The sequence below is a fragment of the Cohnella phaseoli genome (assembly GCF_003386235.1).
In the GTDB taxonomy this organism is placed as follows: Bacteria; Bacillota; Bacilli; order Paenibacillales; family Paenibacillaceae; genus Cohnella; species Cohnella phaseoli.
In genome coordinates this window covers 160,114-177,046 of sequence record NZ_QRDZ01000006.1, presented here as the reverse complement: position 1 = coordinate 177,046, position 16,933 = coordinate 160,114, and the positions used below count along the sequence as shown (strand labels likewise).

The following is a 16,933-nucleotide window of genomic DNA, read 5'->3' as shown; positions in this document are numbered from 1 at the left end:
TACCTGTTGGACCGGTTGCTCCTGTCGGACCTGTAGCTCCTGTTGCGCCGGTGGCTCCTGCTGGACCTGTCGCTCCTGTCGGGCCCGTTGATCCCGTTGGGCCTGTTGCTCCAGTCGAGCCTGTTGCTCCCGTTGATCCGATGGCCCCTGTTGGGCCAGTTGCTCCTGTTGGGCCTGTTACACCTGCCTCACCAGTTGCTCCTGTTGCTCCTGTTGGTCCTGTCGCTCCAGTCGGACCGGTTACCCCTGTCGGGCCAGTTATACCTGTTGGACCGGTGGCTCCTGTCGGGCCTGTTACACCCGTAGGTCCTGTCGCTCCCGTTGGGCCAGTTGCTCCTGTTGGACCTGTCGCCCCCGTCGAACCGGTTGGACCTGTTGAGCCTGTTGCTCCAGTTGGACCGGTCGCTCCTGTTGGGCCTGTTGCTCCCGTTGGGCCTGCTGCTCCTGTCGGACCAGTGGTTCCCATTGGTCCTGTCGCTCCAGTCGGACCGGTTGGACCTGTTGAGCCTGTTGCTCCCGTTGCTCCTGTCGGGCCTGTTGGGCCTGTTACTCCGGTCGAGCCTGTTGCTCCCGTTGGACCGGTGGCTCCTGTCGGGCCTGTTACACCCGTAGGTCCTGTCGCTCCCGTTGGGCCAGTTGATCCTGTTGGACCTGTCGCTCCCGTCGGGCCTGTTGCACCCGTTGGACCGGTTGCTCCTGTCGGACCTGTAGCTCCTGTTGCGCCGGTGGCTCCTGCTGGACCTGTCGCTCCCGTCGGGCCTATTGCTCCTGTCGGACCTGTAACTCCCGTCAGACCTGTTGCACCTGTTGGACCGGTTGCTCCTGTCGGACCTGTAGCTCCTGTTGCGCCGGTGGCTCCTGCTGGACCTGTCGCTCCTGTCGGGCCCGTTGATCCCGTTGGGCCTGTTGCTCCAGTCGAGCCTGTTGCTCCCGTTGATCCGATGGCCCCTGTTGGGCCAGTTGCTCCTGTTGGGCCTGTTACACCTGCCTCACCAGTTGCTCCCGTTGGGCCTGTCACACCTGCCGGGCCTGTAGCTCCTGTTGCGCCGGTGGCTCCCGTTGGGCCTGTTACACCTGCCTCACCAGTTACCCCTGCTGGACCCGTTGCTCCTGTCGGACCTGTAGCTCCTGTTGCGCCGGTGGCTCCCGTTGGGCCTGTTACACCTGCCTCACCAGTTACCCCTGCTGGACCCGTTGCTCCTGTCGGACCTGTAGCTCCTGTTGCGCCGGTGGCTCCCGTTGGGCCTGTTACACCTGCCTCACCAGTTACCCCTGCTGGACCCGTTGCTCCTGTCGGACCTGTAGCTCCTGTTGCGCCGGTGGCTCCCGTTGGGCCTGTTACACCTGCCTCACCAGTTACCCCTGCTGGACCCGTTGCTCCTGTCGGGCCTGTAGCTCCTGTTGCGCCGGTGGCTCCTGCTGGACCTGTAGTTCCCGTCGGACCTGTCACACCCGCAGGGCCTGTCGGACCCGTTACTCCTACTCCAGTCGGGCCTGTCGGACCAGTTACTCCTGTTGCTCCCGTAGCTCCTGTCGGTCCCGTTACTCCTACTCCAGTTGGGCCTGTCGGACCGGCTGCTCCCGTAGGACCAGTCGGGCCGGTTGCTCCCGTTGCTCCTATCGGTCCCGTTACTCCTACTCCTGTTGGGCCTGTCACACCTGCCGAGCCTGTCGGACCGGTTGCTCCTGTTGCTCCTATCGGGCCAGTCACTCCTGTTCCCGTCGGGCCTATCGTACCCGCAGGACCAGTCGGACCTGTTGCTCCTTTTGCTCCTGTCGGTCCCGTTGCACCCGTTGGACCGATGGCTCCTGTTGGGCCTGTTACACCTGCCTCACCAGTTGCTCCCGTTGGTCCCGTTGCTCCTGCCGGTCCCGTTACCCCTACTCCCGTCGGACCTGTCGCACCCGCAGGACCAGTCGGACCTGTTACTCCGGTGGCTCCTGCTGGTCCCGTTACTCCCACTCCCGTTGGACCTGTCGCACCCGCGGAGCCTGTCGGGCCGGTTGCTCCCATAGCTCCTGTCGGTCCCGTCACTCCTACTCCCGTTGGACCTGTCACACCTGCCGGGCCTGTCGGCCCGGTTGCTCCTGCAGCTCCTGTCGGGCCCGTTACTCCCACTCCCGTTGGACCTGTCGCACCCGCGGGGCCTGTCGGGCCGGTTGCTCCTGTAGCTCCTGTTGGACCCGTCGTTCCTACCCCCGTCGGGCCTGTCGCACCCGCAGGACCAGTCGGGCCGATTGCTCCTGTTGCTCCTGTCGGTCCCGTCACTCCTACTCCCGTCGGACCTGTCGCACCCGCAGGACCAGTCGGGCCGATTGCTCCTGTTGCTCCTGTCGGTCCCGTCACTCCTACTCCCGTTGGACCTGTCGCACCCGCCGGGCCTGTCGGACCAGTTGCTCCTGTTGCTCCCGTCGGGCCAGTCACTCCTGCTCCCGTCGAACCTGTCGCACCCGCGGGGCCTGTCGGACCGGTTACTCCCGTAGCTCCTGTCGGTCCCGTTACTCCTACTCCCGTTGGACCTGTCGCACCCGCCGGGCCTGTCGGACCGGTTGCTCCTGCAGCTCCCGTAGCTCCAGCGGGACCCGTCACTCCAGCTCCCGTTGGACCTGTCGCACCCGCCGGGCCTGTCGAGCCGGTTGCTCCCGTAGCTCCTGTCGGTCCCGTCACTCCAGCTCCCGTTGGACCTGTCGCACCCGCCGGGCCTGTCGGACCGGTTGCTCCTGTAGCTCCTGTCGGCCCCGTCACTCCCACTCCCGTCGGGCCTGTCACACCCTCCGGACCTGTCGGGCCGGTCGGACCAGTAGGGCCAGTTGCTCCCCCTCCTGAGATTGCTAACAGCGCTACGTCATCCACGAACAAATCCGCCGTACCTGCTATCGGAAATGTCTGTATGACAACAAGCGCCTGCGTGCCACCGGATGGCACTGGATCGGTAGTCTGATAGATTTCAACCCAATCGCTTCCGCTCAAACTTGTAATACTAAACGGTACGTAGGAAAACAGACCCGTTCCTATGAAATTTAATGAATCATCGTAATAGTTTACCCCGATGACCGCGATTACGCCTACGGCGCCGGTCGTTCTGGAGAAGGAAACGAAAAACTCGAAGCTCTCTCCTTCCGCAACAGGAACGAATTGAAAGATTTGTGACAACGACGCTCCGCCATTTAATTTCGCCGAGAAGAAGTCCAGATGGCTTCTGGCGTTTGTGACAGTCGCTCCAGTCCCGCTCCACGGCGCCAAAGTTCCTGTCTCGAAGTCGCCGTTGACAATTCGATTTTGAATAGACAATGGATTCTCACCACCTTTACGCCAATTGGATTTCGAACAAGACGACTTGTCACGAAATCTAGTACAGCTTATTGAAACTAGGGTTTGCCCGTTCATTTATCCGCCTTCATGCGTGCGGATTTTTGCGTTCAAGCCCGACATTTCCGCTTCCGAAACGGTAAATATGCTCCCCGTTCCTGCCGAATGTCGCATTTCTCGTATCCACGATAAAACGAGCTTCGGAAACAATCCTTTGAACCGGTATCCCCGTATGATCCGCCATAATAAATACGCAATCTGCCTTGTTCAGCAGTTCGTCCGACAACTCGGAGCTCTCGATCTCGCGATTGCGGATGCGGATGACAGGCACATTCGGATCGTGATAAGCGACATGTATCCCTTCGTCCAGCAACCGTTCGATTAGCTGGATCGCGGCCGATTCGCGAACGTCGCCGATGTCCTTCTTATAGGCGACGCCATAAATAACCGCCGTACGAAAACCGTTTCCAAGTCTGTCTTGAACTCTTTTCAGCAAATAATCCGCCATATTGCGGTTCAACTTTTCTGCCAACTCGATAAAAGCGCTCTTCGTTCCGAATTCGCAGGCCTTCCATTGAAGATAGAGGGGATCGACCGGAATACAGTGCCCTCCGACGCCCGGACCGGGATAGAACGCCGCATAGCCGAACGATTTCGTCTTCGCGGCTTCAATCGCTTCCCAGAGGTCGATTCCCATCGTATCGCACAGCATCGCCATCTCGTTCATGAACGAGATATTAATAAGCCGGTAAGTGTTCTCCAGCAGCTTCGTCATCTCCGCAACCTCGGGAGAAGATACCTTCACGGTTTGCCCGAAAGTTCGAGCGTACAACGCTTCCGTTCTTCGTAGACAAGTCGGCGTCAGACCGCTGACAACCTTCGGGATATCCCTCACCTTATACTTTGTGTTTCCCGGGTCGATCCGCTCGGGTGAGTATCCGACGTTGAAATCGAGCCCTGCTTTAAGACCGCTTTCCCGCTCCAGAATAGGCACCATTTCTTCCGAGGTCGTACCGGGATAAGTCGAGCTTTCCAAAACGACGAGCTGTCCCGGACGAAGCCGTGTGCCAATTTCGTATACGGCGGCATGAAGATAGCTCATATCCGGAGTCAACCGATCCGACAACGGCGTCGGAACGCATAGAATAATCGTTTCCGCTTGAGCGGAATCGTCGTATCGGGCGGTCGGACAAAATCTTCCCGACGCCAACGCGGCTCCCAGTTCTTCATCCGCCAAATCTTTTACATAACTTCTTCCTTTCTCCAGAAGTTCGATCTTCTTCTTATCCACATCCACCCCCGTTACGAAAAAGCCTTGTTCCGCGAATAATACGGCTAGCGGCAAGCCCACATAGCCAAGTCCGACGATTTGAATGCGTCCCGGGTCAGGAATCACGCCGGGACCGCTCTGCGCTTGGGTCATTCTTTCACCTTCCTATCTCGTCAAGGGTCTGCCCGGATTGCCAACATACGTGGAATCCGGCGGGACATCCCGCGTAATTACCGCCCCGGCTCCGACGACGGCTCTCTCTCCAATGCGGATTCCGGGAAGAAGCGTCGCATTGTTGCCGATTTTGGCTCCCCGCCGGATGATCGGTCCCTGATGAGCTTCTCTTCCGCTTCCCATATATTTGTCGTTGGAAGTCGAACAGCACGGACCGATGAAGACATCGTCTTCGATCAGCATATTACTTGTAATGTAGCAAGACGTTTGGATCGTGACGAACCTGCCGATCACCGTATGCGGCTCAACGACCGCACTCCTGCCGACAATGGTGCTTTCGCCGATCGACACAAATTCGCGAATGCTGGCCAAATCCCCGACAAGTACATCCGCGCCAAGCGATACTCCGAGATAAATGACGCAATTGCACCCGATCGACGCGCCTTCTCCGATAACTAGAGGCGGGAGGTTTGACGGCGGTTTTACCGCCTTTTTCTTGTTGCCTGTCGGTTTCTTGCCGAGTACCGTCAGATCTCCGACGCTCACTCCGTTTTCTATCGTCGTGCCGGCTCGAATGATCGCGCCGTAACCGATTGTAACGTTGTCGCCGATCGTCACGCCGGATTCGATTACCGCATGGCGACCGACGAAAACATTGCTTCCCAAAGACGCGGAAGGATCTATCATCATGTCGTTCCTCCTTCTCCGTTGGCGTTCAGCGATCTGTTTTCTGTGGGAGCGTCACTTACATGATTTATGCAAGTCCAAAACCGGTTGCTAGTGTGGGAGCGGAAGCGGGCGGAATCCGTGATGCATACCTTGTACAATCAACTAGGAGCAAGGAGGGTGGGCAATTGATCGAATTAATGCCGGTAGCCCGGCAATTCCGCTTGCTTAAAGATGAAATTCTCCGCGAAATCACCGATACGATCGAACAAGGAAGTTATATTTTAGGCCCGAAAGTAGAGAAACTGGAAAAACGGATTTCTCAAATGACCGGCGCTAACCACTCCGTCGCGGTGGCCAACGGCACGGACGCGCTCGTGCTTACGCTCGATGCGCTTGGAGTCGGAACGGGGGACGAGGTAATCACGACTCCCTACTCTTTCTTCGCCACCGCAGAGGCGATCTCCAGAGTGGGAGCCGTTCCGGTATTCGTCGATATCGATTCGTTCTGGAGCCTCGATCCGGAACGGGTCGAAGCGGCCATCACGCCTCAGACGAAAGCGATACTCCCTGTGCATCTGTTTGGACAGCCTGCCGATCTGGGCAAAATTCAGTCCATCGCGGAACGACGAGGACTGCTAGTCATCGAAGATGCCTGTCAAGCTTTTGGCGCAAATTATCGTGGGAAACCCGTCGGCACGATCGGGAAAGCGGGTTGCTTCTCTTTTTTTCCTAGTAAAAATCTAGGAACGATGGGGGACGGAGGAATTGTCGTCACGTCGGACGCCGAACTTGCGAAACGACTCAGAATGCTGCGGCAGCACGGGAGCTCCAAACGGTATTACCATGATACGCTCGGTTACAACAGCCGACTGGATGAAATTCATGCCGCCATTCTGCTTGTGACAACGGGTCATGTTGAAGCGTGGATTAAGAGGAGACGCGCTTTAGCTCAATCGTACGACGAGGGGCTTCGTTCGCTTACATCGTTGTTGGAGGTTCCGGCAACGGAGGACGGACGTTTCCATGCCTACAACCTTTATTGCATTACGAGCCCGCGACGAGACGACATTCGCGAAGCCCTGCTGGCAAGAAACATTCAGACCGGCGTCTACTATCCCCGCCCTCTGCATCTCCAGCGCGTCTATGCTTCCCTTGGCTATTCCGTCGGAGATTTCCCGTTGGCGGAGAAGCTATCCGAGGAAGTTCTGGCATTGCCGATGGGTCCTTTGCTGACGGATCGGGAGCAGGAGCTTGTCATTGCCGTTCTTCAAGACTTCGCGGAGAAAGGGGGAGCGAAATGATTCGTTTCGGTCTGATCGGCTGCGGAAGCATCGCAACCAAACACGCGGAATCCATCATTGCCAGCGGGGATGCCGAACTAGTCGCGCTGGCCGATCCCGTTCCGGAAAGAATGGCTGCTCTCGCCCGGAAATATGCCCTAGCCCGCTCCATATCGGAATCGTCCGTCGCCGTCTATACGGATCCGAGTCGCCTTGTGCAAGATTCCCGAATAGATGCCGTCGTCATTGCCGCCCCCTCCTTTATGCACGCCAGGTGGGCAACGGAATCGCTGCGAGCCGGAAAACACGTGCTTCTGGAAAAGCCGATCGCCCTGTCCCTGAAGGACGCCGACGCCATTGCCGAGCTGGCCTCGGCATGCGGGCTGCGCGTGCAAGTCTGTCATCAGCTTCGCTATCGCCCGCTTTTGCGACTTGCCAAGAGTTGGATTGGCCAAGGAGCGCTGGGAAAACTGCGAATGGGTTCCGTTTCGATCCTTCTGAATCGTTCTCGGGACTATTACGCCTCATCCGAATGGAGAGGAACATGGAAGATGGATGGGGGCATGCTGCTGAATCAAGGCGTTCATCTCATCGACCTGCTTCTTTGGCTGATGGACGAACGTCCGGATTCGGTATACGGATTGATCGGAAGGGGAGCATCCGCCAAAGAGACGGAAGAAACGGCTGCAGCAACGATCCGGTTTGCCGGTGGCGCGGTCGGCAGCATTGAGGCGACGACGCTCTGCAAGCCGAACAACCTGGAGCAGTCGCTGACGCTCGTCGGCGATCGGGGAACGATTCGCATTGGCGGAGTCAATCTGACGGAGGTCCAACGCTGGCACTCCGACGAATTTCCCGTCCCTTCCTTTCCTCTCACAGCGGTCAACGAGCATGCAGAAATGTATGGACAGTTTATCGCTGCGCTTCAGGGAGCGGCTGAAGATAGACAATCGGCCGTATCGGCCGCGGAAGCCCGCCGATCTTTGGAGGTTGCCTTCGCCGTCTACGAGTCGTCGCGTCTGGGCGTTCCCGTCCGTGTGCCGCTCTCGTCTTTCGATACGGAATCGATGTCCGCAGGTCCCAGGTAGCTAACTCACAAGCCTCTCCTCCGGACTCTCCACCCGAGTACCGATCTAAGAGTCATGGTGTCATTTTGAACCCGACTTCTCCATCGACTCGGGTGGATCGTTTATATGAACTCATTTCTTCATTAAATCGTCGTCGACATCGACGCATATGGCCTCGATCCGGGATCTGTGGGCATCGTCGCTTGCAAGGCTTAGATCGAAATAGTGCCTCATTCGCTCGGTTAACGGTCCAAGGCACTCCCGCTTCCGTTCGGCGGAATAGGATCTGATCCATCCGTTACTGCAGTAGCTGCGGGTCATTTTGCCGTACATCTGTCCGATCTCGAAGCATTTCAAGGCCGTACGCTGTTCCGGCTGGAATTTGTCCCAATCCGCGCGCGGAAGATAGACCTCTTCGGGAAAACTCTCGATGAGATACTCCAGAACGATGACAAGGGATTGGATGCGTTTTTCGATCTTGTTGGATATGCTGCTTCTATGCTTGCGATAGCAGAGAACGGGCTTATTCATCCAATGGGTTTTCCACCCTGCCTTCAGATTGACGAGACTATTTAAGACGTCGCCGGCAAGCGGCTTTTTAGGATTGACTACCCATGCGGCCTGCCGATCTCGGTAATAAGACAATTTATAAAGGCCCACCATCGGAATGACGCCGGAACCCATCCTGTGGAAAATAGCGCGAACCGCCTCCTCCGCAGTGTAACCGCGATACGCCCACTCCCCGATCGATTTGCCCTGTTCGTCGACGAGTCTAAGGTTTCCATATGCGTATTCCAGATCGTCGCGGCCGCGGAAGCAGTCCATATATTGTTCAAGCACCCGGTCGTGCGGAAGATAGTCGTCCGCGCTCACAATCAAAGCGTATTCGCCGGCAGCTTCTTGAAAAATCTCCTGAATGGCGACGTCCGGCAGCCCGACGTTCTTCGGATGAGCGATTAACCGAATTGATGGGTCGATCGCGCGATAGCTTGCGATTTTGGCCAGGGAATCGTCTGTCGATCCGTCATCGACGATAAGAATTTCCTTGTTCGGATAGGTCTGGCTAATGACCGATTGCAGGCATTCGTCCAGAAACCGACCATAGTTGCAGTTAATCATGCCGATCGTAATCTTAGGCGCGATCTCGGCGACGGGACTGGACGAATCGACAGCAGGCAGAAGCAGCGAATGCAACAGCTCTTCGATCTTGCGCGCGTTATCCGCGAACGAATAACGATTTTCCACGAAAGCGCGATATTCTTCGGAATTGTACTCGTCCTCGACGACTCTATCGACCAGCTCTCCGATCGTACTCCATACCCATTTCTCGTCGTATATTTTTTTCGCTCCGTAAAAATTGTGGACAAGCGGCTTAATTCCCGCAGACATCGCTTCCATAACCGACATATGCTGGCTCTCCAGCAGACTGCTCGAAATGATGTAATGCTTGTCTTGCAGATAAGCGTTCAGATCGGACTGCCAACCGTCGAATCGGACGCTGTCCGTCAATCCCAGCTCTTCGAGCATTTGATCGAAATACAGCCGATAACGCGTATCCTGATACTTGCCCGCAATATGCAGCTTATACCTGGGGTCACGGTCGTGAACCGCTTTGAACGCATGCAGAAGAAGCATGGGACCTTTTTTGTAATTGATATATCCGGCGTATGCGATGTTGAAGCCTTTGGAACGCTGCACTAGCGGATATTTCTCCAGCATAACCCCGTTCGGAATGACGACGGTGCGATCCTCTGATAAGGCTGGCAGCTGTTTCAGTACATACTCCTGAATCGGTTTTCCGTCGAAAATCAGCCAATCGACCGCTTTCCAATTCACCTGATGAATGTAGGCGGTGAACGCTTCGTAGCTGTGCAGCCTGCACACGATGCGCCGGTAAGATGCAATCGGCAGGCGGCTGCCGCGCACGATCAGATCGTCGCACCATTCGAACCAGCAGACGTCCGCCCATTCCATGGCTTGCCCGATATCGTCAGCGCGGCGAACGACGAATTTCCGGGTTTCGTACTTCCGAGAAAGATGGTCGATAATCGGCTGCAGGAAAGCGTCCAAGCCGGGCTTTACGAAAAAAGCGATTTTTACGCAAATGGGAATACCCTCCTATCTATCTGTTAGCGGCATGACAAACTTCCGATAGTATATGAGGCTATTCCCATTCATGATTGTGTTTTTGCAGGTTCGACTAGACCAGCTCGTTCCTTCTGCGCAAATAGACATACAAATAAATGCAGCTTATAGAGCAGAGCAGCGCCAGCAGCGCGATAAAGCCGTAACCGAACTGAAGGCCGAGCGTCAGACTTTCCTTGGCCTCTTTGCCTGCACCGAACAGCTTCTGGGAGCCGTCGATAATGACGCCGATCAGCAGATTGCCGATGACGCAGGCGATCCCCATCAGCGTGACGGTGAACGTAATCGCCGTCTCGGTTCCGCGCGGATACCGTTTGGCCAGAATCGCCATCACCGTAGGATAGATCGGCGCGATGCCAATGCCCGCAACCGCAAACAGAATCGCCCCCGGTTCGCCGGCCAGTATAGCCGCAAGGCTGCATATGCCGGAGAAAGCCGCCATAAGGATGATCGACAGCGTATAGCCGATTTTATCCGTGATCGGTCCGAGCAGCAGTCGTGCCGCCATGAAGAAGACGAAGAAGATCGACAGCATCCGGGAAGCGGCTCCGGTCGACCAGTCGTACGCCTTCTCCAAATAGTTGACCAACCAACCGCCGACGGCCAGCTCGGAGACGACTCCCAGCGACAGGACGAGCACGATCAGCCATGCGGCCCGGTCCTTTCCGATACTCTTCATCGTGACGCGATCGCCGTGCTCCTCGCCGTCCTGCGGAAACTTCGCCATCAGAGACGGAATAATCGGCAGCAGAGACAGCGACAGCATAATCAGGTACATTCCCCGCCAGCCCAGCTCTCCGCCGAGCGGCTGCCAGCCCATCATCGATGCGGCGATAATCGGGGCGATCGCGGAGCTGAGACCGTAGAAGAAATGGGCGAGGTTCATCATCGCTCCGGTGTTTTTCGTAAAAATGCGAGCCGCCATAATCGCCAGGCCGATTTCCAGCATCCCGTTGCCGATGTACATGAGAAAATAAGACGCCGACAGCTGCACGTAATTGGCCGCCACATACATAAACACGCCGGAGACGGCCATAGAGCCGAACGAGAGGATTCCTGTCCATTTGATGCCGATTTTACCCGCCAGCGCTCCGGTAAAAGAACAAGCGACCAGATAGCCGAGCGAGTTGAATGCCAGAAGCATTCCCAGTTGCGTTTCATTTAGACTGAAATCGGCTTGCATACGCGGAATGGCCGGACCTTTCACATTCTCGGAAAATCCGAAAATGAGAAATCCTCCGAATACGACGAGCAGAAGCATCCAGTAATTTGTTCTTAGGGCGTTTGTCTTCAATTCGAGGCTCCTCCACGGGCATTAAGCGTCGACGCATGGATCCGGGCTTCGCGTATGGATGCCGCCGCGTACACGATCAGCGCCGCCCAAATCAAACTAAAGCTGATCATCGTTACGTGGCTGACCGTCTCTTCGAATACGGTTACGCTCAGAATTAGCGTCAGCGTAGGTCCGATATACTGAATGAAGCCGAGCAGCGATAGCGGCAGCTTTTTCGCCGCATTGGCGAACAGCAGCAGCGGCAGCGCCGTAACCGCTCCGGAGAACAGCAGCAGCGCGAGCGATCCTCCCGGCAGCGTCCAAGCGGTTGCCGAATCCGAAACGCCGAGATAGCTCCAATAGATTAACGCCGCAGGTACGATGATCGCAGTTTCTGTCATCAGCCCGACCGAAGAATCGACCTTTACCTTTTTCTTGAAGAGGCCGTAGAGACCAAAGCTGATCGACAGCGTCAACGACACCCAAGGCACGCTGCCATAATCGATTGTAACGAGAACGACGCCGGCTCCCGCTAGCGCAATGGCCAGCCACTGCCCCCCCGACGGCTTCTCTCGCAGAAATCCGATCGCCAGCGCCACGTTAATGAGCGGCGTCAAATAGTACCCCAGGCTTGTCTCAACGACGTGACCGTTATTGACGGCCCAGATGAAAACAAGCCAGTTTACCGAAATCAGCAGGCTGCTTGCGATAAGCGGCAGCAGCGTCGCGCGATTTTTGAACAGCACGGACAGCTCCCGCCAACGCCTCTGCAGCGAGATTAATCCGGCGACAAAAACGAACGACCAGATGATTCTGTGCGACAGAATCTCCCCGGCCGGCATTGCCGCGAATTCCTTCCAATATAGAGGGAGCAGTCCCCAGATAATATAAGCAAATATTGCGTTAAACAGTCCGCTTCTCATGATGTATTCGCCCCGTTCCTTCCATTAAAACATGAAGGGAATTATATCACTAATCGGGCGGAATGAATATGAGAAAATCAAGCAAAAGCTTCGGCCGGGCAGCGTTCCTTAAGGTTGATCGGCCGCCTGCTTCTTCCTCCGGCTGGCAGCCATGGCCTTTCGCACGCTCCAGACAGCAATCGCGGTAACGGCAACTCCGATCGCCAGCTTCCACGAATGATGCTCAATCGCATGCAGCACGCCCTCCCACTGCGGACCGAAAACATGGCCCATTCCGACGAACAAAGCGCACCAGAATAAAGCCCCGCCGTAGGCATACGCCGCGAACGTCCGAAACGGAGAGCCGATAATGCCGGCGAAATAGCCGGTCACGTGTCTGACGCCCGGTATGAAGTAACCGATAAACACGAGCCAATTGCCGTAACGGTTAAACCATTTTTTTGTTTTATCCAGTTTGGCGGGAGTGAGCAGCACCCATTTGCCGTAGCGCTCGACGAACGGCATTCCCGCCTTTAGTCCGATAAAATAAGTAATTGTCATGCCGATCGTCGTTCCCGCGAAAGCCCATAAGAACGCCTTGAATCCGTCCAAAACGCCCGTGTACGACAAATAGCCGGCGTACAGCATCGTCGTCTCCCCCGGAAACGGCAGGGCGATAAATTCAAGCAGCAATCCAAGGAATAGCACCTCGTAACCGTACTGATCGAACAGCTTTTCAATATTAAAGTTCATGGCTTCCCCTTGTCTGCTTTTGTGACCTATATAAATTGGACCAATGAGCATGAGACCTATTGCATTCCGAAAGGGATGGTTTTACCGGCTTCAGACAGGTTGTTTTGAGCTGCTTTACACGATAAAACCTATATATGAATGTAGCACAAAGCCAAAACTCGCGGCAAAACCATTCCCTTTCTCCATTTCATCGATCTATTCCGCGCAATGTTTGGATCCATTTATATGTCCTCCTATTATACCTAATTTCAATAGAAAAGACGCCCAACCGAAGTCGGGGCGTCTTGTGTTCGCCGGATGGTTTTTTTGTAATCTCGGGCCCCGTTGCGAGACGGAGGCCGAGGCTCATCTCTACCCGCTCATCCGCATTTGCCCGCATTCGGGCGGAGGCCCGAAAATGACGGACGATTGCAGCGGCGAAATCACACGCGCATATTCCGCCGCCGGAATACAATAGGCGCGCTGAATCACTTCCGGCGGAATCGCGCGAATAAAATCCGAGCCGAAGACGACGTCGGGCGTCGGCTGATCGAAGATCGTCAACAGATGCGTGTTGTCCGTCATCGCCACAATCCAGTGGAACCATCCCTTCGGCAGCTGGCATACCTGCCCCGGCTTCAACAGATAAGTCATTAGCCTCTGCGTAAACGGGTTAAAGACCGACACGGTCGCCTCTCCGGCAATGACGAAGACAAGCTCGTCGGCATTCGTATGCCAATGCGGCTGAATGACGATTCCTTGGCTCATATGAACGTTGAACAAACCGGTCGATATGGCGGGAAGCTGCGCGCCGAACACTTGCGTTACATAGTTGCAGTCATTCAAAACGTAATTGACCGTCGTATTGGAATCGGCCGCGAGATTCAAGTTCGGTGACATCAAGATCGGATTCACTAGGAAGCTCCTCCCTACATGGGCTGATTCCCTATGTTATGTGCCGCTTCCTTGATGCGTGAATGCCGGCAACCTTTTTCCTTCCCTCACATTGGACCGATTCCTCGACTCTTCTCCGGCTCAACTTGGTTCGTCTTTGACGTTGTCCAGCAGGATGGCGTTGATGGCGTTCAGGAACGCGTTCGCGCTTGCCTTTACAATATCGGTATCCATCGCCCGTCCCGTATACGTCTTGCCTCCGCAGGAGACGCGAAGGTTCACCCGGCCGATCGCCTCTTTGCCTCTGGACAGGCTGCTGATCTTGTAGTCGTTCAGCTCGACGTCCAAGCCGACCAACGACTTGATGACGCCGTACAGCGCATCGATCGGGCCGTCGCCGACCGCGCTGCCTTTGATAATCTCAGCTCCCTTTTTCAACTGAACCGAAGCGGTCGGGAACGTGTCGTTGCTGACGACCTGGAACGAATCGAGGGCATACAGCTGCGTTTCGCCGCTGCCGATATCGTTCTGGTCCGCCACCAGGTAGAAGACGTCGTGATCGTACACTTCCTTCTTCGCGTCGGCCAGCGCCAGAAACTTCGCGAACAGCGCCTCGAACACCTCGCCCTCTCCCGTCTCGAAGCCCATTTTCTCCACTGCATTCCGGAAAGCGTGCCGTCCGGAGCGCGCCGTCAAAATCATCTCCATGCTGTCCGCGCCGACGTCTTCCGGAGACATGATCTCGTAGACGTTCTTATCCTTGAGCAAGCCGTCCTGGTGAATGCCCGAGGAATGCGCGAACGCGTTCTCGCCGGTGATCGCCTTGTTGACCTGAACGTCCAGTCCCGTCAGATGGCTGACCAAGCGAGAAGACTTGAGCAACTCCTGCGTGCGAATGTCCGTGTAACCGCCGTAGAAGCTCTCCCGGACTTTAAGCGCCATGACGACTTCCTCCAGGGAGGTGTTGCCCGCCCGTTCGCCCAGCCCGTTAATCGTTACCTCGACTTTATCGGCGCCGTTGCGGACCGCGCTCAGCGTATTCGCCGTCGCCATACCCAGGTCATTGTGGCAGTGAACGCTCAAAATGACGCGATCGTCCAAATTTTTCAGCCGTTCGTTCAGCTTGCGGATCAATTCGCCGTATTCTTCGGGAACCGCGAAGCCGACCGTATCGGGAACATTGATCATCGTCGCCCCCGCCTTGACGACCGCTTCAATCGTCGACCACAAATACTCGAAATCGGAACGGGAAGCGTCCTCCGTCGAATACTGCACGTTCGGCAGCAGCGTCTTCGCGTATTTCACCGCTTCAACGCCCATCTCCAGCACAGCGTCCTTCGAACGGTTGAACTTCTTCTCCACGTGAATGTTCGATGTGCCCAGCACGATATGGATAAGCGGATTTTGCGCCAGCTTGATGCTCTCATGCACGGCGTCGATGTCCTTCTTCACCGCGCGGGCAAGCGCCGTAATCGATACGGTGTCGCCTACGCTGCGCACGATTTCCTGCACGGCGCGGAAGTCTCCCTCGGAAGATGCCGGGAACCCGGCCTCGATGATGTCGACGTTCAGCCGTTTGAGCTGCTTGGCGATTTCCAGCTTCTGATATACGTTCAATTTGGCTCCCGGCACCTGTTCTCCGTCGCGCAAAGTCGTATCGAGTACAATAATTTTTCTGCTCATGTTCGTTCCTCCCGTAATCGGTATTCATGATCTATATCAAGCGAGGTTGGACGGACCCGGAATCCGACCAACAAAAAAACCCCGTCTCTGCTATAGAGACGAGGTTGAACTCGCGGTACCACTCTAATTCGTTTTCCGCGCGCGGAAAACAATCTTGTTCGATGGCCATCACCATCTATCCCTGTAACGGTGGAATTCCGTCCTGCCCTACGTTGTCGGGCAAGCTGTTCATAGACGAGTTCGGAATGGACGACGCTGCCGTTTCGCACCAGCCAACGGCTCTCTGAAAGGTCATGTCATTCTTACTATTTCTAATCGCAACATTTGCGTTCTGAATTTAATGGCTATTATAGAACTCCGGCAGAGCGTTGTCAACTCACAATTGTGAATTTCGTCCCTTCCTTTGCTCCAGACCGGAATTGGACGGGAGTAACCCCCTCCCACTTCTTGAAAGCGTTCTGAAAAGCGCTAGGCTCCGAATAGTGCAGCAGGTAAGCAATCTCCGACACCGAATGCTCTGAGCGGCTCAAATAGCTCTTGGCCAGTTCCATTCGAGCGCTTGCGCCCAGTCCGTTAAAGGAGGCGCCCTCCTCCTGAAGCTTCGCCTGCAGCGTTCTTGCGCTCATCCCGAAATGCAGGGCCGTCTGCCTCAGCGTGGGAAAGGAGATGGGCAGACGCTGCATCAGCCATTGGAAGACGCTGTCCGACATCGTTTTGCCCCGGGTCAATCTTTCCATCGTCTCAACGGCGATTGCTTCGAACGACGACCGCAAACGGGCGTCGGAATATAAAATCGGGTAGTCCAGCACCGCCCTGTCGATGCGTAAACACGTTTCCGCGCAGCCGAATTGCGGTTCGATCCCGAAAAAGTCCACATAAGGCGCGACATCCCCGGGAGCATCGTGGGAAAATCGCAGCTCGCGCAGGGAAACGGGCCTATTAGCGAACCTGCGCATGAGCAGGTACAGCGAGCCGGCCATATCCTCCATACAATGCCGGGACATGCGAGCAGCCGGATTCTGGGTATAGAGGCGGAGTACGACGTCCTGATCCTCCTCCTCCAGCGCAATATTAAAGCCGCTGCACAGGATGACGTTGAAGCGCCGGTACGCGTCCAGAGAGCCCGCAATCGTCTCCGAATGCATCATCACGTAACCAAGAATGCCCATATCGGCCGAATCGGTCATTTGCCCTTGACTCAGACCGAAATAACGGTCCTCCGTATAAGCCGCGGCGGCATTCATGAGCCGCTCAAGCTCCAGCGCGGAAATTCTCGCTTCCGGGTCTCGCAGCAGAGCCAGATCGAACGCCGCGAACTCGCCGAACCTCTCCGGATCATAGCCCTTGCGCACGAGCGTCTTTACTATGGGATACACCATCGATACAGCCATTCCTTGATCGTTCACCCGCCAACCTCCTTTGCGCAATTCAGCAGCAATTCTGCGCGTCGCATCATAGGCGTTTTCCGCGACTCGCCTTATGCTGAATACAGTGCTTACCCGATATCCTAACATACGAAAACAGGGAAAAGGAA

12 protein-coding genes and 1 other annotated feature are annotated in these 16,933 nt (G+C 56.0%); of the genes, 2 read left to right on the top strand and 10 right to left on the bottom strand.

Features of this window, described 5'->3' with window-relative positions; genetic code table 11:
* The 3 genes from DFP98_RS39705 to DFP98_RS09950 all read right to left on the bottom strand — a co-directional run.
* A partial coding sequence (locus tag DFP98_RS39705) for an NTTRR-F1 domain (protein ID WP_246016489.1) occupies positions 1-3,292 on the bottom strand: 3,292 nt, incomplete at its 3' end.
* 106 nt (positions 3,293-3,398) lie between these two features.
* Positions 3,399-4,733 carry a nucleotide sugar dehydrogenase gene (locus tag DFP98_RS09955; RefSeq protein WP_116060431.1) on the bottom strand — a complete coding sequence of 445 codons (1,335 nt, stop codon included), beginning with the start codon at positions 4,731-4,733 and terminating at the stop codon, positions 3,399-3,401.
* A gap of 12 nt (positions 4,734-4,745) precedes the next feature.
* Positions 4,746-5,441 (bottom strand): acyltransferase, encoded by a 696-nt coding sequence (locus DFP98_RS09950; RefSeq protein WP_116060530.1) that lies wholly within the window; start codon positions 5,439-5,441, stop codon positions 4,746-4,748.
* A gap of 167 nt (positions 5,442-5,608) precedes the next feature.
* Here DFP98_RS09950 and DFP98_RS09945 point away from each other — a divergent pair, with 167 nt between their 5' ends.
* Together DFP98_RS09945 and DFP98_RS09940 are read left to right on the top strand one after the other, a co-directional pair.
* The gene (locus tag DFP98_RS09945) at positions 5,609-6,724 is read left to right on the top strand and encodes a DegT/DnrJ/EryC1/StrS family aminotransferase (protein ID WP_116060430.1); all 1,116 of its coding nucleotides are present in this window, start codon (positions 5,609-5,611) and stop codon (positions 6,722-6,724) included.
* Entirely contained in the window at positions 6,721-7,791 is a 1,071-nt protein-coding gene (locus tag DFP98_RS09940) for a Gfo/Idh/MocA family protein (RefSeq protein WP_116060429.1), read from the top strand. The genes DFP98_RS09945 and DFP98_RS09940 overlap by 4 nt, the downstream gene beginning before the upstream one ends.
* 111 nt (positions 7,792-7,902) lie before the next feature.
* Here the strand turns inward: DFP98_RS09940 and DFP98_RS09935 are convergent, their stop codons facing one another.
* From DFP98_RS09935 to DFP98_RS09905, 7 genes are all read right to left on the bottom strand, one after another.
* Positions 7,903-9,840: a glycosyltransferase gene (locus DFP98_RS09935; RefSeq protein WP_116060428.1), complete on the bottom strand. Its 1,938-nt coding sequence runs from the start codon at positions 9,838-9,840 to the stop codon at positions 7,903-7,905.
* A 130-nt stretch (positions 9,841-9,970) separates the two neighbouring features.
* On the bottom strand, positions 9,971-11,176 hold the full coding sequence (locus DFP98_RS09930) for an MFS transporter (protein WP_116060529.1): 1,206 nt from the start codon (positions 11,174-11,176) through the stop codon (positions 9,971-9,973).
* Positions 11,177-11,205: 29 nt separating this feature from the next.
* Positions 11,206-12,111: an EamA family transporter RarD gene (gene rarD, locus DFP98_RS09925; RefSeq protein WP_116060427.1), complete on the bottom strand. Its 906-nt coding sequence runs from the start codon at positions 12,109-12,111 to the stop codon at positions 11,206-11,208.
* A 108-nt stretch (positions 12,112-12,219) separates the two neighbouring features.
* A complete protein-coding gene (locus DFP98_RS09920; protein ID WP_116060426.1) occupies positions 12,220-12,843 on the bottom strand; it encodes a DedA family protein in 624 nt (207 codons plus the stop codon).
* 351 nt (positions 12,844-13,194) lie between these two features.
* Positions 13,195-13,737 carry a cupin domain-containing protein gene (locus tag DFP98_RS09915; protein WP_246016477.1) on the bottom strand — a complete coding sequence of 181 codons (543 nt, stop codon included), beginning with the start codon at positions 13,735-13,737 and terminating at the stop codon, positions 13,195-13,197.
* Positions 13,738-13,857: 120 nt separating this feature from the next.
* Positions 13,858-15,399, bottom strand: a complete 1,542-nt coding sequence (locus DFP98_RS09910) for a 2-isopropylmalate synthase (RefSeq protein WP_116060425.1) — start codon at positions 15,397-15,399, stop codon at positions 13,858-13,860.
* Positions 15,400-15,490: 91 nt separating this feature from the next.
* Positions 15,491-15,727, bottom strand: a binding site (T-box leader).
* Positions 15,728-15,770: 43 nt separating this feature from the next.
* Entirely contained in the window at positions 15,771-16,805 is a 1,035-nt protein-coding gene (locus DFP98_RS09905; protein ID WP_116060424.1) for an AraC family transcriptional regulator, read from the bottom strand.
* Positions 16,806-16,933 lie beyond the last annotated feature (128 nt).

Excerpts from the sequence above, each read along its gene's own strand:
- DFP98_RS09930 (WP_116060529.1), bottom strand. The coding sequence starts at position 11,176 with ATGCTTCTGCTCGTCGTATTCGGAGGATTTCTCATTTTCGGATTTTCC.
- DFP98_RS09950 (WP_116060530.1), bottom strand. The coding sequence starts at position 5,441 with ATGATAGATCCTTCCGCGTCTTTGGGAAGCAATGTTTTCGTCGGTCGC.
- DFP98_RS09920 (WP_116060426.1), bottom strand. The coding sequence starts at position 12,843 with ATGAACTTTAATATTGAAAAGCTGTTCGATCAGTACGGTTACGAGGTG.
- DFP98_RS09910 (WP_116060425.1), bottom strand. The coding sequence starts at position 15,399 with ATGAGCAGAAAAATTATTGTACTCGATACGACTTTGCGCGACGGAGAA.
- DFP98_RS09940 (WP_116060429.1), top strand. The coding sequence starts at position 6,721 with ATGATTCGTTTCGGTCTGATCGGCTGCGGAAGCATCGCAACCAAACAC.
- rarD (WP_116060427.1), bottom strand. The coding sequence starts at position 12,111 with ATGAGAAGCGGACTGTTTAACGCAATATTTGCTTATATTATCTGGGGA.
- DFP98_RS09955 (WP_116060431.1), bottom strand. The coding sequence starts at position 4,733 with ATGACCCAAGCGCAGAGCGGTCCCGGCGTGATTCCTGACCCGGGACGC.